Below are 24,696 nucleotides of genomic sequence, written 5' to 3'. Positions count from 1 at the left end.
ACCGAACGACCAGCCGACAGGGAGTCGACGAGTGACTGCAACGCTGATCCTGGGCCTCGTGATCAACGCGATCGCCCTGCCGATCGCAGGGAAGCGGATCTGGTTCCTGTACCGGCTGATCACGTCGGGCCAGCCCGCCCCGGACCGGGTCGCGGGCGTGACCGGGCGCCTCGGCGCGGCGGTCAAGCGCCAGGTCGTCGAGGTGTTCGGTCAGCGGAAGATGCTGAAGTGGACCGTGCCGGGCACCGCCCACTTCTTCGTGATGTGGGCCTTCTTCATCCTGGCGACGGTCTACCTCGAGGCCTACGCGGTCCTGCTCACGCGCAACCCGGAGTGGAGCTGGTTCGTCTTCGGCAACTGGGCCGTGCTCGGCTTCCTGCAGGACTTCATCGCGGTGATGTGCACCCTCGGCCTGGTGGTCTTCTGGGCGATCCGGCTGCGGAACCAGCCCCGGCAGCTGGGCCGCAGGTCCCGCTTCTTCGGCTCGCACCTCGGCCCGGCGTACTTCACGCTGTTCATGATCTTCAACGTCGTGTGGACGATGTTCCTGTTCCGCGGCGCCGTCCAGGCGCGCGACATGGGCACCGGCAACGGCTACGGCAAGGCGGCGTTCGTCTCCTACGGCCTCGGCACGGTGCTGCCGGACAGCACCGCCCTGATCGGCATCGGCCTGCTCCTGCACATCGGCGTGATGCTGGTGTTCCTGATCTTCGTGCTGAACTCCAAGCACCTGCACATCTTCATGGCGCCGATCAACGTGCTCTTCGGTCGCGAGCCGGTCGCGCTCGGTGCGGTGAAGCCGCTGGTCTCGGCCGGCAAGCCGGTCACCCTCGACGACATCGACGACCTCGACGAGGACGCGAAGCTGGGCGTGGGCGCGGTGGAGGACTTCTCCTGGAAGGGCGTCCTGGACTTCGCGACCTGCACCGAGTGCGGCCGCTGCCAGTCCCAGTGCCCGGCCTGGAACACCGAGAAGCCGCTGTCGCCGAAGCTGCTGATCATGGCCCTGCGCGACGCCACCTTCCGGAAGGCGCCGTACCTGCTGGCGGCCGAGGACAAGCGCGAGGCCACCCTCGAGGGCAACGACACGCTCACGCTGGAGGTCGAGCGCCCGCTGGTCGGCGACACGGGTGAGGACTGGTTCTACATGCCCGACAGCGGCGCCGGCGTCATCGACCCCGACGTGCTGTGGTCCTGCGTCACCTGCGGCGCGTGCGTGCAGCAGTGCCCGGTCGACATCGAGCACGTCGACCACATCGTCGACATGCGCCGCTACCAGGTGCTGGTCGAGTCGAACTTCCCGAGCGAGCTCAACCAGCTGTTCCGCGGCCTGGAGAACAACGGCAACCCGTGGAACATGTCGCCGAAGGCGCGCATGGACTGGGCCAAGGACCTCGACTTCGAGGTCAAGGTCGTCGGCGACGACCTCGAGTCGCTCGACGAGGTCGAGTGGCTGTTCTGGGTCGGCTGCGCCGGCGCCTACGAGGACCGGGCGAAGAAGACCACGCGTGCGGTCGCGGAGCTGCTCGACATCGCCGGCGTGAGCTTCGGCGTCCTGGGCAACGGCGAGACCTGCACCGGTGACTCCGCGCGGCGGGCCGGCAACGAGTTCGTCTTCCAGGGCCTGGCGGCACAGAACGTCGAGACCTTCAAGGAGTTCAAGGTCAAGAAGGTCGTCTCGACCTGCGCCCACTGCTTCAACACGCTCAAGAACGAGTACAAGGAGTTCGGCATCGAGCTGGAGGTGGTGCACCACACCCAGCTGCTGAACCGGCTCGTCCGTGAAGGGAAGCTGACGCCGGTCCGCGACGGCGAGGGCGCCAAGAAGCGCACGATCACCTACCACGACCCGTGCTACATCGGCCGCCACAACGGCGTCTACTCGCCGCCGCGCGAGCTGCTCCAGGTGCTGCCGGGCGCGGAGCTCGTCGAGATGGAGCGGAACAGCGAGCGGTCCTTCTGCTGCGGCGCCGGTGGCGCCCGGATGTGGATGGAGGAGAACATCGGCGAGCGGATCAACGTCAACCGCACCGTCGAGGCCGTCGGCACCGGCGCGGACCAGATCGCCGTCGGCTGCCCCTACTGCCGGGTGATGCTGTCCGACGGGCTGACCGCCCAGCAGGCCAAGGGCGAGGCGCGCGAGGAGGTCGAGGTCCTCGACGTCGCGCAGATGCTGCTCGCCTCGGTCAAGGGTGAGCGGGCGACCAGGCTCGCGCCCGGCGCCGGTGGCGCCCCCGCGGCTCGCTCGGCCGGTACGACGGTCGAGACGAAGGCCGAGCCGGAGGCCGGCGACGAGACGCAGACCGCCGACACCGTCACCGAGACCGCGGACGTCGGTCCGGCGGCCAAGGCGTCCGGCGGCTCCTCGCTCTTCGACACCCCGGCCGACTCGGAGACCGCCACCGAGGACAAGTCGGTCGCCGATGAGGCGCAGGCCGCGAAGCCGGCGTCCTCCGGAGGCTCCCTGTTCGACCTGGGCGGGGACACCGACGCCACCGCGGAGGCGAAACCGACCGCCGAGACCCAGACCGAGGTCACCCAGGTCGCCAGCGACACCGCCTCGGTGGGCTCGCTGTTCGACATCGCCGGCGACACCCCGGAGTCGGAGCGGTCGACGGTCGGGTCGCTCTTCGACATCGCGACCGACGAGCCTGCCGCTCAGGAGGCGAAGGCCGAGCCCGCGCCGGAGGCAGCACCGAAGGCAGCACCGAAGGCGGCACCGAAGAAGGCCGAGCCGACGGCAGCGGCGCCCGCGACCGCGGAGATCGCCGAGGGCGGGTCGCTCTTCGACATCGCCGCCCCCGAGCCCGCGGCGGCCCCGGAAGCCGAGGCCCCGGAAGCCGAGGCCCCGAAGGCCGAGGAGCCACAGGCCGAGGAGGAGCTCGAGCCCGAGCCCGAGCCCGAGCCCGAGCCCGAGCCCGAGCCTGAGTCGAAGGAGAAGCCGAAGCCGCCCGCGAGCGGCGAGGCGCAGCAGCCGAAGACCGGCGTGGACATCAACGAGTCGGGCTCGCTCTTCGACCTCTGACCGGTCACACCTGGCGGTCCAGCCATGGGCGGTGAACGCTAGGAGGGTGGACCCCGGCGAGTACTTCGACGCGCGCTGGCACTCGCTGGTGCGCGCGGCGGTCGACCTCGGCGTCCCGGACGAGGAGGCTCCGGCGGTGGTGCAGCGGGTCCTGGACGGGAACCGCCGGTCGATCAGACGCGCCGAGGACCCCGACCCGCTCGTCCTGGACGCCCTGCACGACGCGGTCCTCGGCGCCACACCGCGTGAAGACACCCGGCGTCGGCTCGGGGTCGGCGCCCTCCTGGCAGTCGTCGCAGCGATCGCCCTGATCGTCGCCGTGACCCGGCCCGAGCAGCCGCTCCCCGACCGACTGCGCGGTGACCAGGTCCCGTCGCTGTTCGGGTACGACGGCGCCGACGCCGAGGACTTCCTGGAGAGCCGCGGTTTCGACGTGACCGTCGAGGGGGCGCGCGACTGCGAGGTGCTCGGCAGGGTGGTGGCGAGCGACCCGGCCCCGGGCACGGCGTACCACCGTGGGGACCCGATCACCGTCTACACGTCGCTGCCGGCGAGCCTGACCTGCCTGACCGACTACCAGGACCGCGCGACGGCGTGGCAGCTGCTGGACTTCGCCAACGGCCGCGGCGGGCCGCCGCCGTTCGCCGACCGGGTCTTCGTGTTCGCCGGGGACGCGACCCCGGTCGTCCTCGACCGCAGGGACGCCGAGCGACCGGAGGCGTGGGCGGGCACCGGCGTGCTCAGCGGCCTGGCGAGGGCCTCGGACCAGGTCGCGATGGTCACCGAGCACCCGCTCCGGTACGCCATCCCCGCGATCCGGATCGCCCGCACCGACGAGGGGCTCGGCAGCTGCGGCGTACCGGACCCGTCCGTGGCAGGTACGGCGGACGCGTTCTCGGTCCTGGTGCGGTCGCCGGACCGCACCGGCTGTCCGGTGCGGCTCGACGTGTACCGCGAGGGCGACTCGATCGTCGCCCTCGCCTACTACCCCGCGTCGTGACCCGGGTCGTGACCCGGGTCGGCGGGAGGCTCGGTCTCGTCGACCTGGACCACCACCGGGCGCCACCGGGCCCAGGTCACGAAGGCGATGCCGAAGACCAGCATCATCAGGCCGGCCCAGAGGTTGGCGTTCACGTCGCCGGTCTTGTCGCCCTCCTCGTCACCGAACAGCCCCATCAGGGTGAGGATGATCCCGTAGAGGCCGATCAGGCCGCCGATGACGTTGCGGATGTCGAAGACCCCCGCAGTGTGCTGAATGCGTGCCATCCCAGCCTCCTCAGAAGATCACGTTCAAGATGATGACCAGCACCAGCGAGATGCCCGCGAGCGGGAGCGTGCGCTGGTACCACGGGTACGTCTTCTCGTGCGGGTCCACGAGGTCCTCGCGCGGGGTCTCGGAGTAGACGAGCCCGCGCAGCTCATCGGCGGGTTTCGGCTCGGTGAAGCCCGAGACGACGACGCTGAGCACCAGGTCGACGACGAAGGCGGCCCCGGCGGCGACGAACGACGCGCCCTGGCCGCTGATGCCGATCCAGCCCTGGCTGAGCGAGCCGAGTGCGTCCTCGCTCGCGATGCCGACGATGACCGCCGCGAGCGTGCCGGACACGAGCCCGACCCAGCCGGCCGTGGGCGTCATCCGCTTCCAGAACATGCCGACGATGAACGTGGCGAACAGCGGTGCGTTGAAGAACCCGAAGAGCGTCTGCAGGTAGTTCATGATGTTCGTGTAGTTCGACGCCAGGCCGGCGGTGAAGATCGCGATGACCACGGCCGCGACGGTCGCGATCCGGCCGACGACGAGGTAGTAGCTGTCCTCGCGGTCCTTGACGATGTACCGCTGCCAGAGGTCGTAGCTCCAGACCGTGTTGAACGCCGAGACGTTCGCCGCCATGCCGGCCATGAACGCGGCCAGCAGGCCGGCGATCGCGACACCGAGCAGCCCGTTGGGCAGTACGTCGCGCATCAGGTAGAGCAGGGAGTCGTTGAACGTGACCCCATCGCCCGACGAGCCCCCCGCGACCGATTCGCCGGCCTTGACGTGAGCCACCTCGGTGACGAGGACCGCGGCGATCATGCCCGGGAGGATCGTGATGAACGGGACGAACATCTTGGGGAAGGAACCGATGATCGGGGCCTTGCGCGCCGAGGACAGCGAGTTCGACGCCATCGCTCGCTGGACCTCGACGAAGTTGGTCGTCCAGTAGCCGAAGGAGAGCACGAACCCGAGGCCGAACACGATCCCGACGACCGAGAGGAAGTCCGAGGAGAAGCCGGTGAGCGCCGTACCGGGCCACGAGTTCAGCTGGTCGGCGGCCGGCGCCATGGCGTCGGGGTGGGCGTCAGCGGCGCTGGTGATGCCGTCCTTGAGGCCGCTCCAGCCACCGATGCGGTGCAGGCCGATCAGGGTGAGGGGCAGCAGCGCCGCCACGATCACGAAGAACTGCAGGACCTCGTTGTAGATCGCGGCGCTCAGGCCACCGAGCGTGATGTAGGAGAGCACGATCGCGGCAGCGATGATGAGGGTCAGCCACTGCGGCCAGCCCAGCAGCGCGTGCACGATGCTGGCCAGCAGGAACAGGTTGATGCCCGCGATCAGGAGCTGCGCCACCGCGAACGAGATCGCGTTGACCAGGTGCGCCCCGGTGCCGAACCGCCGGAACATGAACTCCGGGACCGACCGCACCTTGGAGCCGTAGTAGAACGGCATCATCACGACGCCGAGGAAGAGCATCGCGGGGATCGCGCCGATCCAGAAGTAGTGCACCGTGGGGATGCCGAACTGGGCGCCGTTCGCCGACATGCCCATGATCTCCACGGCGCCGAGGTTGGCGGAGATGAACGCCAGGCCGGTGACCCACGCGGGCAGCGAGCGGCCCGAGAGGAAGAAGTCGAGGGAGTCGGAGATCTGCCGCCGGGCCAGCAGGCCGATGCCGAGCACGACGGCGAAGTAGAGGAAGACGATCAGGTAGTCGACCGGGCTCGCATCGATGATGGTGCTCGCCAGGACTGTCGGACTCAGCATGGGGACGCCTTTCACACCCGAGGGAAGACCATCGGTGGACGTGCCCCGATGTCGCGGAGGACAAACCTCGGCACCAGCGCGGCGTCGTCGTGACGTCATCTGGTGTCACATCGTGCTTGACATGATGTCAGCGTGATGTCAGAGTGATGCGCATGGACATCACGCCGTACGTCGAGGGCCTCCGCCGGGACCTGGTCGCCGCCGCCGAGGCCGCCGGGCCCGAGGCCCGCGAGGCCACCGAGCGCCTCGCGTTCGCCCTCGACCCGGCCGCCCGGCTCGCGCTCATGGAGGCGGTCAGCCAGGCCGCCGCCGAGATCACCGCCGAGATGGCGAACGGCGGGGTCGACGTCCGCCTCAGCGGTCGCGAGCTCGACTTCGTGGTGCACACGACCGAGGCCGCACCGGCCGAGGCGGCCCCTCCGGCACCGGCCGCGACCGACGAGTCCGACGAGTCCGACGGCAACGTCGCCCGGATCACCCTCCGCATCCCGGAGTCGGTCAAGACCCGGGCCGAGGAGATGGCCGCGCGCTCCGGCCACTCGCTCAACACCTGGCTGGTCAACGTCGTCCGCGCCGCCACCCGCGGCGAGGGCGCGATCAACGTCGACATCGACCTGTCCAGCATCCCGTTCCTCAGCGGCAACGACCCCTTCGGCGGCAAGCGCGCGAACCGCCGGATGACCGGCTGGGTCTAGCGCCCACCCCCACCCGAGCTCGCGGGTCCGGCAAGCAGGCCGGACCCGTGGACGAGCACACCCTCATCCCAGGAGACAGCCATGTCCGAGTACCACTTCGAGACCCACCAGCCCGTCCGCCTGTTCACCGAGATCGGCAAGGGCGCGGTGCGGGTCACGGCGACCGACACGACCGAGACCCATGTCGCGATCTCCGGTCGGGACGCCGCCGAGGTCCAGGTCCGCCAGGACGGCGACCACATCAGCGTCATCGGGCCCAAGCAGCGGGGCGGGTTCTTCGGCACCGACAACCGCCTCGAGGTCACGGTCGAGCTGCCGACCGGCAGCGAGCTCTCGATCCGGACCGGCAGCGCCGACATCACCGTCACCGGCACGGTCGGCGTCGGCCAGATCAAGAGCGGCTCCGGTGACGTCGAGGTCGACACCGCCGATGGTGCGCTCGTCGTCGAGACCGGGTCCGGGGACATCCGGGTCGAGGAGGCGCGTGCCGAGCTCAAGGCCAAGAGCGGCTCCGGCGACGTCCTCGTCGTGGACGCCGGTGCGACGCTGATGGTCAGCACCGGCTCCGGCGACGTCCAGCTGTGGACCACCCACGGGCCGGTCGTCGTCAAGACCGGCTCGGGCGACATCAAGGTCGGCGAGGCCGGCAGCGACGTCAGCGTGACCACCGGCTCCGGCGACGTCGTCGTGACCACGGCGCGCCGCGGGCGGATGACGGCCAAGGGCGCGTCGGGCGACGTCCGCGTGGGCGTCCCGGCCGGCGTACCCGTGTGGACCGACATCTCCACCGTCTCGGGCGAGATCCGCTCCACCCTCCAGGGCGTCGGTCAGCCCCAGGAGGGCGCCGACCACGTCGAGGTCCGGGCGAAGGTCGTCAGCGGCGACATCGTCCTGACCCAGGTCTGACCACCACCAACCCACCAGCACGAGCACCGAGGAGCAACGTCATGGAGTACGGAAACCTGGCCCTCGAGTCCGAGGCCAACCGCCAGCAGCTCGCCGAGCGGATCGCCCGCGCCAGCGCCCCCAAGATCCCCGCGACCGCCCACCGGCACCTGCTCGCGCAGCGGCTGCGCCGGTTCGCGGACCGGATCGAGGGCTGAGCACGTCGGCCGGGCCGACGAGCCGGCCTCAGATCCGCGTGCGGTGGAAGTTCTGGAACGACTTCGACGGGGTCGGGCCGCGCTGGCCCTGGTAGCGCGAGCCGTACTTCTCCGAGCCGTAGGGGTGCTGGCTCGGCGACGTGAGCCGGAAGAAGCAGAACTGCCCGATCTTCATGCCCGGGTAGAGCTTGATCGGCAGCGTCGCGACGTTCGCGAGCTCCAGCGTCACGTGCCCGCTGAAGCCCGGATCCACGAAGCCGGCCGTCGCGTGCGTCAGGAGGCCGAGCCGGCCGAGCGACGACTTGCCCTCGACCCGGGCGGCGATGTCGTCGGGCAGCGTCACCACCTCGTACGTCGACCCGAGCACGAACTCCCCCGGGTGCAGGATGAACGGGTCGTCGCCGTCCGGCTCCACCATCCGGGTCAGGTCGGACTGGTCCGCCGCGGGGTCGATGTGCGGGTACTTGTGGTTCTCGAACACCCGGAAGAACCGGTCCAGCCGGACGTCGATCGACGACGGCTGGAGCATCTCGGGGTCGTAGGGCTCGAGGGCGACCCGGCCGGCATCGATCTCGGCCAGGATGTCGCGGTCAGACAGCAGCACGCTGGCACCCTACCGGCGCTCGGCCCGGCGCCGTCCGGACCGGCCGGTCGGCCGGCGACGGGCTCGACCCGAAGCGTCCGACGCTCTGGCCTATCGACTAGTATCTCCGCGACCCCAGCGGTCATGCGGATGTAGCTCAGTTGGTAGAGCGCGACCTTCCCAAGGTCGATGTCGCGAGTTCGAGTCTCGTCATCCGCTCCACACCCCTGCGCTCACGAGCGCGACACTCCGTGCGACGTCGATGTCGCGAGTTCGAGTCTCGTCATCCGCTCCACCTCCGGCCCTGAGGTCAGCACGACGCGCCCACGCCACCGTGTGACTGGTGGTGCACTTGACTATTCAAGTGGCGAGAGGTGACAGTGGAACGGCTCCCTTCCCCCTGTGAGTCTCGAGGTCCTCGATGTCCCGCCGCAGCATCGTCATCGTCGTCGGCGCCCTGGCCCTGCTCCTCGCCCTCACGCCGTTCATCCCACGCGGCGACGACGACGGCTCGCTCGTCCCGTCCGGCGACGGCAAGGTGGGCGCGCTCCGGCCGGCCGACACCGCCGGCTTCTCGGCGGTCACGCCCGCCATGCAGGCCGAGATCGACCGCGTGGTCGCCGCCGGCCGCAGCCTGGGCCGCGTGTCCGGGAAGGCGTCGCCGGAGCAGCTGGCCGCGTCGCTGGTGCGCTGCGCGGACCTCGACGGCCAGCGGTACTGCCTCGGCGCCGGCTGGACAGAGGACACCGAGGCGCAGGTCCGGTCCCGGGTCTCGACCGCCGCCCGGATGGCGGCCCGCTCGGCCGGTACCGTCGAGAACACCGGCGACCTGTCGCCCGAGGCCGCGCTGCTCCGCGAGGCCCGGATGAGCCCGGCCACCCGCGCCGCCGCCGACCGCGCCGAGCTGACCATGGCCGCCCGCTCCGTCGCGAAGGTCTGGCTGCTGCGGCACCAGATCGAGGGCGTGCCGCTGCCCGCCGACTTCCTGGCGAACCACCCCGAGGCGCGCGCCGCCGTACCCGTGGCCCGGAAGACGTCGACCCCCAACACCGCGATGCCGACCCCGACCAAGAGCCCCACCAAGTCACCCACCAAGGCGCCCACCAGCTCACCGACGCGGACGCCGACGCAGCCGAGCGCCAGCGCGACCAAGTCGGCGGTGAAGCCGATGAGCGCATACCCGCCGCGGTCGGCGATCCTCGACCCCAAGGACGTCGCCGCGCAGACCCGCACGTACTGGTGCGGCCCGACCTCGATGCAGATGATCGTGTGGGGCTGGCGGCACAAGCGGCAGCCCCAGGGCTGGTGGGCCAAGCGCCTGCACACCACGACCAGCGGCACCTCGATCAACGACATGGCCCGCGTCGTCAACCAGTCGACCGGCTGGGACAAGCAGTCGCACGCCGGCCCGTACATCGTGCTCGACATCGGCCACTACAGCTTCTCCCAGTGGATGCTGCTGATGATGCGGCACATCCACGACTACAAGGCGCCGGTGGTCCTGCACCCGATCCTGCTCAAGCGCTTCTACCCGTATCTCGACGACGACGCCTCCGGGCACTTCCAGGTCGGCCGCGGCTACGCGAAGCTCGGCAAGAAGCCGGACGTGCTCGGCTACTTCGAGCCCTGGAACCAGCAGCGGTTCGACCCGTCCGAGCCGTACATCGACCGCGTCCAGTGGCGAGACGCGTACAAGAGCTACCGCGCGAACGAGACCCACTACGCCCACAACGTCGGGGTCTGATGCTCGCCGCCCGGTACGCCGGCGCCGCGGCTCTCGTCCTCGCGCTGGCCGGCTGCAGCAGCGACGGCCGCGAGGCCGAGCGGGCGCCGGGGCCGTCCCCGACGGCGTCGTCGTCGCCGAGCGCGCCGCAGGCCACGGCGTCCTCGTCGTCCCCCGCCAGCCCGGCGCACGACGAGCTCGACTGGGAGCCGGTCGACGGCCCGGTACGCGACAGCGTCACCACCGACGGACCCTGGACCCTGACCGTGGAGAACAACGGCGGCACCTGGTCCCTGGACGGCCCGCGCGACGAGAGCGGCGGGCCCACGTCCGGGTTCCGGGTCAGCGACGCGCTGATGGACGCCGACTGGGCGGTGGTCGTGCTCCAGGACCGTACCGAGCAGCAGCCCAGCCGGGCGCAGGTGACCGACCTGAGGACCGGCAAGATGTTCACGATCGACGGGACGTCCGACGTACCGACCACGAACGGCGGCACGTGGGCACTCGGCCAGGGCCGGCTCCTGCACGCCACGGTGAGCAAGGGCTCGTACTGCGTCGCCGAGGTAGACCTGGCGACCCGCCAGTCGCAGGTGGGCTGGTGCGCTCCCGGGCGGACGGGCTTCAACGGTGCCCACATCACGCCGGCCGGCGCCTCGGTGCTGAGCTTCGACTCCGGCCGGCCGTCGTGCCGCACGCTGCTCTCGCTGGAGGACACGGCCGGCACGCCGTTCCCGGGGGTGCCCGACTGCACCGCCTGGGACGGCCTGCTCACCGACGACGGGGCGGTGTGGTCGGTGATCCCGAACGAGCACCGCATCGAGCAGGCGCACTTCTACGCACGCTCTGCCGACGGCGAGGCCGATCTCGGCCCCGGCACGGCCGGCACGCTCGTGTGGTGCGGGGACGCCGCGTGGTTCGTGCGCGACCCCCAGCAGGAGGGCGATCCGGCCGCGCTGATGCGCTGGACCGCCGCCGAAGGGCTCACCGTCGCCTACGAGTCGCCCGGCGGGCGGGCGTTCCTCTCGGCGCCGCGCTGCGGTGGCCAGGCGATCACCGTGACCGCGATGGCCGAGCAGGGCGACGAGCAGGTCACCGCCGTCCTTTCGTGAAGAAAACGTCCCGGAGCCCGTCACGCATCCGGATCGGTTGCGTTGGACGGTGTGTCGGAGCATGGGGTTCCGATGGAACGGCGGGGTGGCAGCGCCGCAGCGGGCGCGGCCATCCCGTCTCGTACTCTCGGGCGGGTGAGTGCATCCTTCGACGGCTTCCCGGTCGCCGCCCTCGACTTCTACGACGACCTCGAGGTCGACAACACGAAGGCGTTCTGGGAGAAGCACAAGGCTGTGTACGACGAGGCCGTCAAGGCGCCGATGAGCGCGCTGTGCGCAGCCCTCGAGCCGGAGTTCGGCAGCGCCAAGATCTTCCGGCCCTACCGGGACGTCCGGTTCGCCAAGGACAAGACGCCGTACAAGACCCATCAGGGCGCGTTCGTCCGCGTCGGCGAGGCGACCGGCTGGTACGTCGAGGTGTCGCCACGCGGGATTCGCACCGGTGCGGGGTTCTACGAGGCGAGCGGTCCGCGGCTGGCGGCCTTCCGCCAGGCCGTCGCGCACGACCGGTTCGGCCCCGGCCTGGAGCGGGTCCTGGCCACGCTGGAGAAACAGGGCTTCGAGATCGGCGGCGACCGGCTCAAGACCAGCCCGCGCGGGTACGACGCCGACCACCCACGCATCGAGCTGCTCCGGCACCGGTCACTGACGGCCGGCCACCCGCTCGGCTTCGAGCCGGTGATCCACACCCCCGAGCTGCTCGAGCTCGTGCGCACCGACTGGCAGCGGCTCCGCCCGCTCGTCGACTGGGTGGCGGAGCACGTCCGGGTCTAGCCCTTGGTGAAGGTCGCCATCGTGCGGTCCGGCTCCCAGTAGGCCTTCATCGAGGCGACGCGGCCGTCGTCGTTCACGACGTAGACCATGATCAGCTCGGTGGTCGTGTGGCTGCCGTCGGGGAACGACGTGCGGATCCGGCCGATGTTCGCGCAGGTGTTGCTGCCCGGGTTCGCGAACGAGTCGTGGATCTCGAACTCGAACTTCGCGATCGGGGCGATCGCCAGGTTCCAGAACGCCGCGATGCCGTCGTGCCCGCGGTGGCCCTTGCCCTCGGGGTCGAACATCGAGGGCCCGACCGGGTCCTCGAGCACCGCGTCCTCGGCGTAGACGGTCAGCCACTCGGCGAGGTCGCCCTTCGCTACGGCGGAGTAGGACCGCTGGGATGCCGTCCGGGCCGGGTGCTCGTCGTTCGGCGCGGTCCAGGTGATGGCGTCCGAGGTGATCATGGCGCCATGGTAGAACACGTTCTACCGACGTCGCCCGGCCCGGCCGGCTCAGTGCGGCTGCCAGGCGTCCTCGTCGGCGGTCCGCGAGGTGACCTCGACGGGCAGCTTGCGGTCCGCGAGGTCCTGGATCGACACGCTCTCGAAGACGTCGCGCAGCGAGCGGCGGGCCGCGATCCACACGTGCTGGAGGACATCGGCGGTGTCGTTGTAGGTGACCGCCTCGGGGCGCAGGCCGTAGACGGAGACCAGCGGGCCGTCGACCGCACGGATCACGTCGGCGACCGAGACGTCGGTCGAGGCGCGACCCATCCGCCAGCCACCCGACTGGCCGCGCTGGGACATCACGATGCCCGCGCGGCGCAGGTCCGCGAGGATCGCCTGCAGGAACCCGTGCGGGATGTCCTGGAGGCGGCCGAGCTCCTCCGCGCTGACCGCGCGACCGTCCGCCCGCGACGTCATCTCGATCAGCGCACGCAAGGCGTAGTCGGACTTCGCGGAAACTCGCATGCGTCCAGTGTGTCAGATGTGTCGACTTGCTCACTCGATCTTGGGGGCTACCGGTGCCAGGAGAATCGCCGACGGTCCCGTCGCCGCACCGGTGTCGTACGCCACCCGTCCCCGGACGTTTGCGCGGGCGCGGTTGCGGGGTTACTGACCAGTACGTACCCTTGTTGTTACCGACGAGTACGAATCTGCACCGATCTGGCGAAGGTGGGGCCGTGAGCCACTACAAGAGCAACATCCGCGACATCGAGTTCAACCTCTTCGAGGTACTGCGCCGCGACGAGGTCCTCGGCACCGGTCCGTTCGGCGAGGTCGACACGGACACCGCCCGCGAGGTGCTCGCCGAGGTCGACCGGCTGGCCCGCGAGGAGCTCGCCGCATCGTTCGTCGAGGCGGACCGCACCCCGCCGGTCTTCGACCCGGCCACCCACACCGCGCCGGTGCCCGAGGCCTTCAAGAAGAGCTACGAGGCGTGGATGGCCGCGGAGTTCTGGCGCCTGAACACCTTCGCCGAGCTCGGCGGCACGCCGGCGCCCTCCAGCATCTGCTGGGCGATGGGCGAGCTGGTGCTGGGCGCCAACCCGGCGATCTGGATGTACGGCGCCGGCCCGATGTTCGCGGGCGTGCTGCACCGCAACGGCAACGAGCGGGACCGCAAGATCGCCCAGCTCGTGGTCGACCGGGGCTGGGTCACGACCATGGTGCTCACCGAGCCGGACGCCGGCTCCGACGTGGGCGCGGGCCGCGCCAGGGCCACCCGGAACGACGACGGCACCTGGAACATCGAGGGCGTCAAGCGCTTCATCACCTCCGCCGAGAGCGACCTCAGCGACCAGATCATCCACATGGTGCTGGCCCGGCCGGTCGGCGTCGAGGGCGCGGGCGGCCCCGGCACCAAGGGCCTGAGCCTGTTCGTCGTGCCGAAGTACCACTTCGACGTCGAGACCGGCGAGCTCGGCGAGCGCAACGGCGCCTACGTCACCAACGTCGAGCACAAGATGGGCATCAAGGTGTCCAACACCTGCGAGCTCACCTTCGGCGACCCGGGTGTCGGTGGCGGCGAGCCCGCCGTCGGCTACCTCCTCGGCGAGGTCCACAACGGCATCGCGCAGATGTTCCAGGTCATCGAGAACGCCCGGATGATGGTCGGCACCAAGGCGATCGCGACCCTGTCGACCGGCTACCTCAACGCGCTCGAGTTCGCCAAGGAGCGGGTGCAGGGCGCCGACCTGGCGAAGTCCGGCGACAAGACCGCGCCGCGCGTCACGATCACCCACCACCCCGACGTACGCCGCTCGCTGATGACGCAGAAGTCGTACGCCGAGGCGATGCGCGCGCTGGTGCTCTACACGGCCTCCTGGCAGGACCAGGTGATGATCGCCGAGCACGCCGGCGAGCGGGACGAGCTGGCGGAGAAGGTCAACGACCTGCTGCTGCCGATCGTCAAGGGCTACGGCTCGGAGCGTTCGTGGACGCTGCTCGGCACCGAGTCGCTGCAGACCTTCGGTGGCTCGGGCTTCCTCACGGAGTACCCGATCGAGCAGTACGTCCGCGACGCGAAGATCGACACCCTCTACGAGGGCACGACGGCCATCCAGGGCCAGGACCTGTTCTTCCGCAAGATCGTCAAGGACCAGGGTGCCGCGCTCGGCCATCTCGCCGGCGAGATCCAGAAGTTCCTCGACAGCGAGGCCGGCAACGGCCGCCTGAAGAACGAGCGCGAGCTGCTGGCCCGGGGCCTCGAGGACGCCCAGGCGATCGTCGGCCACATGATCAACGAGCTGATGTCCGCGCAGGACGAGGTCCGCAACATCTACAAGGTGGGCTTCAACACCAGCCGCCTGCTGATGGTGCTCGGCGACGTCGTCTGCGCCTGGCTGCTGCTGCGCCAGGCCGAGGTCGCCCTCGAGAAGCTGGGCGGCGAGCCTGGCAAGGACAAGGCGTTCTACGAGGGCAAGGTCGCCGGTGCCCAGTTCTTCGCGCAGAACGTGCTGCCGAGGATCGCCGCCGAGCGCGCGATCGCCGAGTCCGTGGACCTCGCGCTGATGGACCTCGACGAGTCGTCCTTCTGACCTACCCGACGCCGAGTCGGCGCAGTCTCAGCTGAGACTGCGCCGACTCGGCGTTTCGGGGGCGCGCAGGGTGGACCGCGCGGATCGGCGTACGGCGTCGGTGAGCCGGTCGAGCACGGGTGAGTCGAGGCGCCAACGCTGCCAGTGCAGGGGTACGTCGACGTGCAGCCGGCCGGCCAGCGGGACCACCCGGCCGGCGGCGACCGCCGGACCCAGCTGCGGCTCGGGGACCATTCCCCAGCCCAGGCCGAGGCAGACCGCCTCGAGGAAGTCCGCGGATGTCGGGACCCGGTGCACGACCGGCGGCTCGGAGACGCCCCGCCCCGCGAGCACGTCGTGCTGGAGCGCGTCCTTCTCGTTGAACACCACCATCGGCATCGCGGCCCAGTCGGGCCCGCGGCCCCGCCGCCAGCGCTCGGCCAGCGCGGGCGCGGCCGCGGGCACGTAGCGCAGGGTGCCGAGCCGCTCGACCGAGCAGCCCTGCACGGCGCCCGGCTCGGAGGTGACCGCGGCGAGGACGTCGCCGCTGCGCAGCAGCCCGGCCGAGAACGCCTGGTCCTCGACGTGCAGCCGGAGCGCGACGTCGACCCACCCCGCGACCTCGCCGACGACGCCGCGGAACCAGGTCGCCAGCGAGTCGGCGTTCACGGCGACCGGGAGGTCCACGTTGGTCGCGCTGTGCGCGAGCGCGTCGTTGACCTCGTCGTGCAGCAGCTGCACCTGACGGGCCAGCCGGAGCAGCACCTCGCCGTCGGGGGTCGGCCGGCACGGCGTGGTCCGCTGCACGACCACCCGGCCGATCGAGGACTCCAGGGCGCGGATCCGCTGGCTCACCGCGGACGGCGTCACGTGCAGGTGCCGCGCGGCCGCCTCGAACGTGCCGTGGTCGGCGATCGCGACCAGCGCGGCGAGCTGGGACGGCACGAGGTCCATGAAGCGATGCTAAACCTTCTACAGAATCCTTCGTTGGCCTTCACGTGACCGGCGCCCTAGCGTGGCCGCGTGCTCGACTCCCTGGCCGCCGGCCTCGTCACCGGCCTGTCGCTCATCGTCGCGATCGGCGCGCAGAACGCCTTCGTGCTGCGCCAGGGACTCGCGCGCGAGCACGTCGGCCTGGTCGTCGCGATCTGCACGCTCTCGGACGTGGTGCTCATCGCCGCGGGCGTGGCCGGGATCGGCACGATCGTCGAGCAGGCCCCCTGGGCGCTGGACGTGGTGCGCTGGCTCGGCGTCGCCTTCCTCACGTGGTACGGCGTCAGCTCGCTGCTGCGGGCACGCACGCCGGAGGCCCTGCGCGCGTCGAACGGGGGCCCCGCCAGCAGCAGCCGGCGAGTCGCCGTCCGCGCCCTCGCCCTGACCTGGCTGAACCCGCACGTCTACCTGGACACCGTGCTCCTGCTCGGCTCGATCGCCAACCACCACGGCGACGTCGGCCGGTGGTGGTTCGCGGTCGGCGCCTGCGTGGCGAGCACGATCTGGTTCGCCGCGCTGGGGTACGGCGCGCGCGCGACCGGCGGCGTCCTGGCCCGGCCGCGGGCGTGGCAGGTCCTGGACCTGCTGATCGGGGCGACCATGCTCCTGATCGCCATTTCCCTTGCTTTGGGGTGAGCCGCGAATCCGGCCGGGCCGCTAGCGTGCGCAGGTGCAGTCCGACCCGCCGCTCGACCGGTACGCCCGGATGGTGCGCCAGTCGCTCGGCGTCGCGGACGCGCGGGTGTCACTGACGTCCGCCGACGCCTGCGCTCGCCCGGTGGTCGAGGCCCAGGGGCCGGTCGTCGGCGAGGAGTACGCCGGCTGGCCGATCACCGACCACACCGGCGCGATCGTCGGTGCCCTGTGTGCGGTCCCCGGCGCGCCCCGCGCGTGGTCTGCCGGTGACCTCCAGCTGCTGGAGGACCTCGCGAGCGCCTGCTCCACCGAGCTCTCCCAACAGGATCTGGCGCACCGCAGCCGGGTGCTCCTCGCCCTCAGCGAGGCGCTGTCCGCCACTCGCACGCTCACCGACGTGGCCCGCGCGGTGGAGCGCACCTCGCTCGAGCACCTCGGGTGCCTGCGCGCCGGGATCTGGCTGTTCGACGTCGACGAGGCCGGCAAGCGGCTGCGCTACGTGGACTACCCCGGCGGCGGCTGGACCTCCGCTCACAACAACCGCGACCTCCCCCTGGACGAGACCAACCCGCTCGGCTCCGCGATCCTGCGCCGGCAGCCGCTGCACTTCGCCGACAAGCGGATCCAGAACGAGCTCTACCCGCACCTCGACACCACCGAGCAGGTCGGCGACGCGCGGTCGTTCGTGCCGCTGGTCAGCCGCGACGAGGTCCTGGGCAGCCTGGTGCTGCTGTGGCAGTCCACCCGGGAGCTCTCGGAGGAGGACCGGGTCACGATCGACGCGCTCACGTCGTACGCCGCCCAGGCCCTCCAGCGCGCGCAGCTGGTGCAGGAGCGGCTCGACGCCCTCGTCACCCTCCAGAACTCCCTGCTCCCGCGGCTGCCGCAGCCCGACTCCCTCGAGCTCGCCGCCCGCTACCACCCTGCGGCCTCGCGCGACCAGGTCGGCGGCGACTGGTACGACGCCGTGGTGATGCCGTCGGGGGCCACCGCCCTGATGGTCGGCGACGTCGTCGGCCACGACATCGCGGCCGCCGCGATCATGGGCCAGCTGCGCAACATGCTGCGCGCGATCGCGTGGACGGTGGACGATGCGCCGTCACGCAACGTCGCCCGGCTCGACCAGGCGATGCACGACCTCGCCGTGGACGGGATGGCCAGCCTCGTCTACGCGCGCATCGAGCAGGACGGGCACGGCGGCCGCTCGCTGCGCTGGACCAACGCCGGGCACCCGCCGCCGCTGGTCGTCGGCCCGGACGGGGTGCCCCGGCTGCTCGAGCAGGGCACACCCGACCTGATGGTCGGCGTCCAGCCGTCCGCCGACCGCGCGGACAACCGCGCCACGATCGACCCGGAGTCAGTGCTGCTGCTCTACACCGACGGCCTGGTCGAGCGCCGCGGCGAGGACCTCTCCGATGGTCTGGAACGGCTCCGCGAGGCCGCCGCCCGGCACCACGGCAAGCCGGTCGAGGACTTCCTCGAGGCCGTGCTCGCGGACCTGGTGCCCGGCCGGCTCGAGGACGACGTCGCCGTGCTGGCGGTGAAGTTCCTGATCTAGGGTCGGACGCATGACCGACCAGCAGCTGCTCAGCGGGTACGTCGACGTCTGGTGGCAGGCCATCAACGACTTCACCGACCTCCTCGAGGAGCTGGGCCCGGAGGACTGGTCCGCGCCGACCGACCTCCCGGGCTGGGACGTCAAGGCGGTCGCCTCCCACATCGCCCATCTCGAGGGCATCCTCGCCGGCAATCCCGAGGAGACCGCCGAGATCGGCGACCCGGAGCACGTCACCGGGCCGATGGGGCTCTACACCGAGATCGGCGTCGTGAACCGCCGCGACGCCGACCCGGACGCGATCATCAACGAGATCCGCGCCGCCGCCACCGCCCGGCACACCGCGCTCGTCGCGGACCCGCCCACTGACGGGGACGCCCGGCCGGAGCGGATCTTCGGCGGCGTCCCGTGGAGCTGGCGCACCCTGCTGCGCAACCGGCCGCTCGACGTGTGGATGCACGAGCAGGACGTACGCCGGGCGACCGACCGCCCCGGCGGCCTGGACTCGCCCGCCGCCCGGCACACGGCCGAGTACCTCGCGGAGAGCCTCGGCTACGTGCTCGCCAAGCGGGTCGGCGCGCCCGCGGGCACCACGGCCGTCCTGGAGATGGAGGGCAGCGCGTCGTTCGCGTTCGCCGTGACCGACGCCGGCCGGGGTGAGCGGCTGCCCGACGCGCCGGACGCGCCCGACGTGTGCCTGCGGATGGACCGCGAGGCGTTCATCCGGCTCGCCGGTGGCCGGTGCGAGCCCGAGCCCGGCACCCTGCTGGTCGACGGCGACGAGACCCTGGGTAAGAGCATCCTCGACGCACTCGCGACCACACCGTGAAGACCGCGACCGACCCCTGGACGCCGGCCGACCTCCCCGGCCTGGCCGGCCGGACCGCCCTGGTGACGGGACCGACCGTCGGCGGGCTGGGATTCTTCACCGCGCTCGAGCTCGCCCGGCACGGCGCCCGCGTGGTGCTGGCCGGACGCCGACCGGAGCGGACGGCCGAGACGCGGGCCGCGATCCTCGCCGAGGTGCCGGACGCCGGGCTGGAGGAGCTCACCGTCGACCTCGCGGACCTCGCCTCGGTGCGCCGCGCGGCCGTCGAGGTCGCGGGCCTCGGCCCGATCCACGTGCTGGTGAACAACGCGGGGGTGATGGGCACGCCGGACCACCGCACCGCCGACGGCCTGGAGCTCCAGCTCGCGACCAACCACTTCGGCCCGTTCCTGCTGACCGGCCTGCTGCTCCCGCAGCTGGCCGCGAGCGAGGACGGCCGTGTCGTGACGGTGTCGTCGCAGATGCACCGGGTCGCGCGGACCGCGCCGCTCGAGGACCCGCGGGTGCAGCGGGGGCGCTACCAGCGCTGGCCGGCGTACGCCCGGACGAAGCTCGCCAACCTGCTCTTCACCTACGAGCTGGACCGCCGGTTGCGCCGTGCCGAGCTCCCGGTGAAGGCCCTCGCCGCGCACCCCGGCTTCGCCTCGACGCACCTCGCGGCGAACGGCCAGTACGGCCGCGCCACGGGCGGCCGCGCCTCGATCCTGGACGCGGTGATCAAGGCCGTCTCGCCGAACTCCGCGGACCAGGGAGCCTGGCCGACGCTGATGGCCGCCACCGCCGACCTGCCCGGCGCGACGTACGTCGGGCCGGACGGCTTCCTGGAGTGGGGCGGCCGGCCCAAGGTCACGACCAGCACCAGGCTGTCGTACGACGAGGCCGCGCAGGGCCGGCTGTGGCAGCTCAGCGAAGAGGTGACCGGGATCCGCTACCCCTGACCGGTCGCGTCAGTCCCGGTCGTGCACCCGCACGAACCCGCCCAGCACCGGGACGTACGCCGAGCCGTCCGGGCCCAGCGCGACGGCGCCGCCGTGGTTGTCGCGCAGCACGCCGAGCCCCGTCCGCCGCGCCCAGACCGCGCGACCGCTGTCGAGGTCGACCGCGGTGAGGTACCACGCGTCGACGCCGAGCCAGCTGTGCCGCTTCGTGTAGACGTAGGCCAGCCCGGCCTCGGGCGAGATCGCCGGAGCGCCGCTCGGTGCGTCCAGGTCCGACTCCCAGCTGACCGCGCAGCGGTCGTCGACGCGCGCGATGCCGCCGGTCGTCGTGCGGCCGAGGGCGGTCGACAGCGGTCCGGCGTACCCGTGCGAGTTGAGGACCAGCACGCCGTCACCGGCGGCGACCATCCCGCCGTCGGTGGCGCTCTCGTCGTCCTCGAACAGCTCGACCCGGCAGACCACGTCGCCGGTGTCGCCGCGGTGGAGCACGACCTGGAGCCGCGGGTCGCGGTCGTCGGCGACCGCGACCAGCCCGGACGGCAGCACCACCGGCGCGCTGCCCCGCTCGCCCCCGTCGTACGCCGACGACCAGGCCAGGACCGGCTTGCCGCGTGCGGCGATCACCTTGTGCAGCGCGTCCGCCCCGGCGACGTACACGGCGTCGTCCGCGATCGCGAGCGGCCGGTCGACGTGGTCGTCGAGGTCCAGCGTGCGGACCCGGTCGCCGTCCACGAGCCCGACGGCCCCGTCGGCGGCCGAGAACCAGGTCCGGCCGTGCGCGTCGGCGCCGATGCCGGTGAGGCAGCCGACGTCGGGCAGGTCGACGGTGGCCGCGGTCGTCAGGTCGGGTGCGCCCTCCGCGTCCGCGGTCGCGACGGCGAGCAGCTGCCCGCCGGCCGCGACCAGGGCGCGGGCGCCGACCACGCCGAACACCGGCGGGCAGTCCGTGCCCAGGTCCTTCGACGCCAGCTGGCGCAGGCTCTCCGGGTCCAGCAGGCGCAGCGTCCCGCCGCACGTGGTGACCAGCCGGCCGTGGGTGTCGAACCCGATCTCGCGGCAGTCGGAGGTGCCGTACGACTTCGTCGTCACCCGCGGCGACTCCCCCAGCGGCGCGGTGACCCGACCGGTGGTCACGATCGCGGGCCGGCCGACGTACGACGGGGCGACGAGCGCGCCCGCGCCCGGCGGGATGCGCACCCAGCCGTCGGGCACGGCGTACCCGAGCACGGCGACCGCCGCCACGGCGACGGCCCACCGGACGACGACGCGGCGGGTGGGCCGGAGCCACTCCCGGACCCGGCGGAAGTACAGCGAGCCGGCGGCCAGCAGCAGGACGACCGGGCCGAACGCCCACCACAGCAGGGCCACGCCCAGCAGGGCGGCCGCACGCGCGAACCTCATCTCCCCGACAGGCTAGGTCGTGGACGGCCCTTGGTTCGCGAGGCGCGACGACGCAGAGTAGGACGACATGAAGCGACTCTCGGACGTGAAGCGGATCGGGTACGGCGCCATGCGGCTCTCGGGTCCCGGGATCATGGGGCCGCCGGCCGACCCGGACGAGGCCCGGCGGGTGCTGCAGCGCGCGATCGAGCTCGGCGTCGACCACATCGACACCAGCGACTACTACGGGCCGTACGTCGTCAACGACCTGATCCGGGAGTCCCTGCATCCCTATCCGCCCGAGCTGGTGCTGGTCACCAAGGTCGGCGCGCGCCGTACCGACGACGGCGCCTGGCTGCCGGCGTTCGCGCCCGACGAGATCAAGGAGGCCGTGCACGACAACCTCGGCCGGCTCGGCGTCGAGCGGCTCGGCGGCGTGAACCTCCGCTTCATGGACGGCGTCGAGGGCGGGTTCGAGGAGCAGTGGACGGTGCTCGCCGACCTGCAGTCGCAGGGGCTGGTGTGCGAGCTGGGGCTGAGCAACTGCACGCCGGAGCAGGTGAAGATCGCGCAGGACATCGCGCCGGTCGCGATGGTGCAGAACGCCTACAACGTCGCGCACCGCGAGGACGACGACTTCATCGACGAGCTGGACTCCCACGGCATCTGGTACGTCCCGTTCTTCCCGCTCGGCGGCTTCAGCCCGCTGCAGCTGTCGGCAGTCTCGGACGTGGCCGAGCGGCACGGCGCGACGCACATGCAGGTCGCGCTGGCCTGGCTGCTCCAGCGGTCGCGGAACATCCTGCTGATCCCCGGCACCTCGTCGGTGGCGCACCTGGAGGAGAACCTCGCGGCGTCCCGGCTGAAGCTGGACGAGGACGACCTCGAGGTGCTGGACGCGATCGGCTGACGGGTCAGGCAGGTACGGGGACGGGCACGGGAACGGGAACGGGCAGGAGGCCCTCCCGCCGGGCGACCAGGGTCGCCGCGCCGATCGTCGCGACCACCGCCAGGGCGTTGAGCAGCAGCATCGAGACGCCCTTGACGAGCACGAAGGTCTGCAGCGACTGGGACTCGAGCAGCCACAGGGTCGCGACCGCCTTCGCCAGGCACAGCAGCGCCCACATGAGGGTGAGGTACCAGAAGAGCCGCCGGATCCGCGGCCTCAGGTGCAGCTCGTCGTCCATCGGGTAGAAGTCGCCGGCCAGGCGCGCGACCATCGGCCGCGCCGAGGCCAGCGTCGCGATGAAGGCCGACGCGATCAGCCCGTCGCTGATGATGGGCTGGAGGAAGTACAGGTAGGTGCTGTCGGTCAGCAGCGCGACGAGCGTCCGGCCGGTCATCACGAGCGCGGTGAGGACCAGCAGGCCCGAGGCCCGTCTGCGGGTGAGGGCACGCCACGCGATCGCGCCGTACGACCAGGCGAGCGCGGCGAAGATCGCGGTCCACACGCCCTCGAGGCGCACGCACGCGTAGAAGAGCGCCGCCGGGACCGCGCAGGCGACGAGGAGGCTGAGGGCGACCCGTCTGATCACGGCGGGGAGGGTCGGGTGGGTGGTGGTCCCGGTGGAAGGCATGGGGTCCCGTCGTCACGAAGATCGCGAGAGCGCCCCGCGCGCCCCACAGTACGCCAGCCCGGCCGAGCGCGGCACTCGTGGCGACAGTGCATGATGGCGCCATGAGCGACCCGCGCGCTGGTAAGCCCGCCGAGCCCTCGGACCTCGTCGACGTCGCGCACCTCGTGACGGCGTACTACACCGGGGTCCCGGACCCCGACGACGTCGACCAGCAGGTCGCGTTCGGCACCAGCGGGCACCGCGGGTCCTCGCTGCGGACGGCGTTCAACGAGACGCACATCCTCGCGACCACGCAGGCGATCGTGGACTACCGGACGTCGCAGGGGTACGACGGCCCGCTGTTCCTCGGCCGGGACACCCACGGGCTGTCCGAGCCGGCGTGGGCGAGCGCGCTGGAGGTGCTGGCGGCCAACGACGTGACCGTGCTGGTCGACGACCGCGACGGGTACACGCCGACGCCCGCGGTGTCGCACGCGATCATCCGCGCCAACCGCGGCGGCGGCACCGCCGACGGGATCGTGGTCACGCCGTCGCACAACCCGCCGTACGACGGCGGGTTCAAGTACAACCCGCCGCACGGCGGGCCGGCCGACAGCGACGCGACGTCGGTGATCGCGGCGCGGGCGAACGAGATCATCCGAGACGGGCTGGCGGACGTGAAGAGGGTGCCGTTCGCGCGGGCCCGGGCCGCGGCTGCGCCGTACGACTTCCTGGGGACCTACGTCGACGACCTGCCGCACGTGGTGGACCTCGACGCGATCCGCTCGGCCGGTGTGCGGATCGGGGCCGACCCGCTCGGCGGCGCGTCGGTGGCGTACTGGGGCGAGATCGCGGAGCGGCACCGCCTGGACCTGACCGTGGTGAACCCGCTCGTGGACGCGACCTGGCGCTTCATGACGCTGGACTGGGACGGCAAGATCCGGATGGACTGCTCCTCGCCCGACGCGATGGCGTCGCTGATCGCGCAGCGCTCGTCGTACGACCTCGCGACCGGCAACGACGCGGACGCCGACCGGCACGGCATCGTCACGCCGGACGCCGGGCTGATGAACCCGAACCACTACCTCGCGGTGGCGATCGGATACCTGTTCGGGGGGGCGCGGCCGGACTGGCCGTCGACCGCGCGGATCGGCAAGACGCTCGTCTCCTCCTCGATGATCGACCTGGTCGCCGCCGACATCGGCCGCGAGCTGGTCGAGGTGCCGGTCGGGTTCAAGTGGTTCGTGCCCGGGCTGATCGACGGGTCGTTCGGGTTCGGCGGCGAGGAGTCCGCGGGCGCGTCGTTCCTGCGCCGCGACGGCTCGGCGTGGACCACCGACAAGGACGGCATCATCCTGGCGCTGCTGGCCTCCGAGATCCTCGCGGCGACCGGCTCCTCGCCCTCGGCGCACTACGCCGACCTGGTCGCCCGGCACGGTGAGCCGGCGTACGCCCGCATCGACGCGCCGGCCACGCGGGAGCAGAAGGCCGCCCTCGCCGCGCTCTCGCCGTCGGACGTGGCGGCGACGTCGCTGGCCGGCGAGGAGATCACGGCGAAGCTGACCGAGGCGCCCGGCAACGGCGCGAAGATCGGCGGCCTGAAGGTCACGACGGAGTCCGCGTGGTTCGCGGCCCGGCCGTCCGGCACCGAGGACGTGTACAAGATCTACGCGGAGTCGTTCCGCGGCCCCGAGCACCTGGCCCAGGTGCAGGACGAGGCGAGGGCGGTCGTCGACGCCGCCCTCGGGAGCTGACGTCCGCTCAGGTCGCT

Annotated in this window: 23 protein-coding genes and 1 tRNA gene; 16 read left to right on the top strand and 8 right to left on the bottom strand. The window is 71.7% G+C overall.

Annotated elements, in window-relative coordinates; translation table 11 throughout:
• Window positions 1-31: 31 nt before the first annotated feature.
• Both N538_RS0115390 and N538_RS29070 read left to right on the top strand, forming a co-directional pair.
• A complete protein-coding gene (locus tag N538_RS0115390; RefSeq protein ID WP_028638023.1) occupies window positions 32-3,025 on the top strand; it encodes a heterodisulfide reductase-related iron-sulfur binding cluster in 2,994 nt (997 codons plus the stop codon).
• Between the two features lie 46 nt (window positions 3,026-3,071).
• Window positions 3,072-4,025, top strand: a complete 954-nt coding sequence (locus tag N538_RS29070) for a PASTA domain-containing protein (RefSeq protein WP_028638022.1) — start codon at window positions 3,072-3,074, stop codon at window positions 4,023-4,025.
• Here N538_RS29070 and N538_RS25705 read toward each other — a convergent pair.
• Together N538_RS25705 and N538_RS0115375 are read right to left on the bottom strand one after the other, a co-directional pair.
• Window positions 4,010-4,291, bottom strand: coding sequence for a hypothetical protein (locus N538_RS25705; RefSeq protein ID WP_051549336.1), 282 nt, complete (start codon window positions 4,289-4,291; stop codon window positions 4,010-4,012). The genes N538_RS29070 and N538_RS25705 overlap by 16 nt on opposite strands.
• A 10-nt stretch (window positions 4,292-4,301) precedes the next feature.
• Window positions 4,302-6,047 (bottom strand): sodium:solute symporter family protein, encoded by a 1,746-nt coding sequence (locus tag N538_RS0115375; RefSeq protein ID WP_028638021.1) that lies wholly within the window; start codon window positions 6,045-6,047, stop codon window positions 4,302-4,304.
• A gap of 152 nt (window positions 6,048-6,199) precedes the next feature.
• Here N538_RS0115375 and N538_RS0115370 point away from each other — a divergent pair, with 152 nt between their 5' ends.
• From N538_RS0115370 to N538_RS28555, 3 genes are all read left to right on the top strand, one after another.
• Entirely contained in the window at window positions 6,200-6,742 is a 543-nt protein-coding gene (locus N538_RS0115370; protein ID WP_036570723.1) for a pilus assembly protein HicB, read from the top strand.
• A gap of 81 nt (window positions 6,743-6,823) precedes the next feature.
• Entirely contained in the window at window positions 6,824-7,648 is an 825-nt protein-coding gene (locus N538_RS25700) for a DUF4097 family beta strand repeat-containing protein (RefSeq protein WP_051549335.1), read from the top strand.
• 41 nt (window positions 7,649-7,689) lie between these two features.
• Window positions 7,690-7,845 carry a hypothetical protein gene (locus tag N538_RS28555; RefSeq protein WP_155992126.1) on the top strand — a complete coding sequence of 52 codons (156 nt, stop codon included), beginning with the start codon at window positions 7,690-7,692 and terminating at the stop codon, window positions 7,843-7,845.
• A 28-nt stretch (window positions 7,846-7,873) separates the two neighbouring features.
• Here N538_RS28555 and dcd read toward each other — a convergent pair whose 3' ends face one another.
• Window positions 7,874-8,449, bottom strand: a complete 576-nt coding sequence (gene dcd / locus N538_RS0115355; protein ID WP_028638019.1) for a dCTP deaminase — start codon at window positions 8,447-8,449, stop codon at window positions 7,874-7,876.
• Between the two features lie 125 nt (window positions 8,450-8,574).
• Here dcd and N538_RS0115350 point away from each other — a divergent pair.
• From N538_RS0115350 to N538_RS0115335, 4 genes are all read left to right on the top strand, one after another.
• A tRNA-Gly gene (locus N538_RS0115350) sits at window positions 8,575-8,650 on the top strand.
• A gap of 199 nt (window positions 8,651-8,849) precedes the next feature.
• Complete coding sequence (locus N538_RS0115345) at window positions 8,850-10,172, top strand: hypothetical protein (protein WP_028638018.1); 1,323 nt, start codon at window positions 8,850-8,852, stop codon at window positions 10,170-10,172.
• Entirely contained in the window at window positions 10,172-11,260 is a 1,089-nt protein-coding gene (locus N538_RS0115340; RefSeq protein ID WP_028638017.1) for a hypothetical protein, read from the top strand. The genes N538_RS0115345 and N538_RS0115340 overlap by 1 nt, the downstream gene beginning before the upstream one ends.
• A 135-nt stretch (window positions 11,261-11,395) precedes the next feature.
• Entirely contained in the window at window positions 11,396-12,034 is a 639-nt protein-coding gene (locus N538_RS0115335; RefSeq protein ID WP_028638016.1) for a DUF2461 domain-containing protein, read from the top strand.
• Here the strand turns inward: N538_RS0115335 and N538_RS0115330 are convergent.
• Both N538_RS0115330 and N538_RS0115325 read right to left on the bottom strand, forming a co-directional pair.
• Window positions 12,031-12,483, bottom strand: coding sequence for a nuclear transport factor 2 family protein (locus N538_RS0115330; protein WP_051549334.1), 453 nt, complete (start codon window positions 12,481-12,483; stop codon window positions 12,031-12,033). The genes N538_RS0115335 and N538_RS0115330 overlap by 4 nt on opposite strands.
• A gap of 48 nt (window positions 12,484-12,531) precedes the next feature.
• A complete protein-coding gene (locus N538_RS0115325) occupies window positions 12,532-12,990 on the bottom strand; it encodes an RrF2 family transcriptional regulator (RefSeq protein WP_028638014.1) in 459 nt (152 codons plus the stop codon).
• 212 nt (window positions 12,991-13,202) lie between these two features.
• Here N538_RS0115325 and N538_RS0115320 point away from each other — a divergent pair, with 212 nt between their 5' ends.
• On the top strand, window positions 13,203-15,059 hold the full coding sequence (locus N538_RS0115320; protein WP_028638013.1) for an acyl-CoA dehydrogenase: 1,857 nt from the start codon (window positions 13,203-13,205) through the stop codon (window positions 15,057-15,059).
• 27 nt (window positions 15,060-15,086) lie between these two features.
• On the opposite strand, the gene N538_RS25695 is transcribed toward N538_RS0115320, so the two are convergent.
• The gene (locus N538_RS25695; protein ID WP_036570720.1) at window positions 15,087-15,992 is read right to left on the bottom strand and encodes a LysR family transcriptional regulator ArgP; all 906 of its coding nucleotides are present in this window, start codon (window positions 15,990-15,992) and stop codon (window positions 15,087-15,089) included.
• Window positions 15,993-16,061: 69 nt separating this feature from the next.
• Here N538_RS25695 and N538_RS0115310 point away from each other — a divergent pair, with 69 nt between their 5' ends.
• Genes N538_RS0115310 through N538_RS0115295 form a run of 4 tightly spaced genes read left to right on the top strand, consistent with a single transcriptional unit; the run spans window position 16,062 to window position 19,989 of the window.
• Window positions 16,062-16,667 (top strand): LysE/ArgO family amino acid transporter, encoded by a 606-nt coding sequence (locus N538_RS0115310; protein ID WP_028638012.1) that lies wholly within the window; start codon window positions 16,062-16,064, stop codon window positions 16,665-16,667.
• Between the two features lie 34 nt (window positions 16,668-16,701).
• Window positions 16,702-18,225 (top strand): PP2C family protein-serine/threonine phosphatase, encoded by a 1,524-nt coding sequence (locus N538_RS25690; RefSeq protein WP_051549333.1) that lies wholly within the window; start codon window positions 16,702-16,704, stop codon window positions 18,223-18,225.
• 10 nt (window positions 18,226-18,235) lie between these two features.
• On the top strand, window positions 18,236-19,051 hold the full coding sequence (locus N538_RS0115300; RefSeq protein WP_028638011.1) for a maleylpyruvate isomerase family mycothiol-dependent enzyme: 816 nt from the start codon (window positions 18,236-18,238) through the stop codon (window positions 19,049-19,051).
• The gene (locus N538_RS0115295; RefSeq protein ID WP_028638010.1) at window positions 19,048-19,989 is read left to right on the top strand and encodes an oxidoreductase; all 942 of its coding nucleotides are present in this window, start codon (window positions 19,048-19,050) and stop codon (window positions 19,987-19,989) included. Before N538_RS0115300 ends, N538_RS0115295 begins: the two co-directional genes overlap by 4 nt.
• A gap of 9 nt (window positions 19,990-19,998) precedes the next feature.
• Here the strand turns inward: N538_RS0115295 and N538_RS0115290 are convergent, their stop codons facing one another.
• Window positions 19,999-21,390, bottom strand: a complete 1,392-nt coding sequence (locus tag N538_RS0115290) for a PQQ-binding-like beta-propeller repeat protein (protein WP_028638009.1) — start codon at window positions 21,388-21,390, stop codon at window positions 19,999-20,001.
• Between the two features lie 67 nt (window positions 21,391-21,457).
• On the opposite strand from N538_RS0115290, the gene N538_RS0115285 reads away from it, so the two are divergent.
• Entirely contained in the window at window positions 21,458-22,279 is an 822-nt protein-coding gene (locus N538_RS0115285; protein ID WP_028638008.1) for an oxidoreductase, read from the top strand.
• 4 nt (window positions 22,280-22,283) lie between these two features.
• Here N538_RS0115285 and N538_RS25685 read toward each other — a convergent pair whose 3' ends face one another.
• Window positions 22,284-22,946: a VC0807 family protein gene (locus tag N538_RS25685; RefSeq protein WP_051549332.1), complete on the bottom strand. Its 663-nt coding sequence runs from the start codon at window positions 22,944-22,946 to the stop codon at window positions 22,284-22,286.
• Between the two features lie 101 nt (window positions 22,947-23,047).
• Between N538_RS25685 and pgm the strand changes: the two genes are divergently transcribed.
• Entirely contained in the window at window positions 23,048-24,679 is a 1,632-nt protein-coding gene (gene pgm, locus N538_RS0115275; RefSeq protein WP_028638007.1) for a phosphoglucomutase (alpha-D-glucose-1,6-bisphosphate-dependent), read from the top strand.
• Window positions 24,680-24,696: the final 17 nt, after the last annotated feature.

The organism is Nocardioides sp. URHA0032, assembly GCF_000620645.1.
GTDB lineage: Bacteria > Actinomycetota > Actinomycetes > Propionibacteriales > Nocardioidaceae > Nocardioides.
Note: the sequence above shows the minus strand (reverse complement) of the source record. Positions and strands in the feature narration are given on the sequence as shown.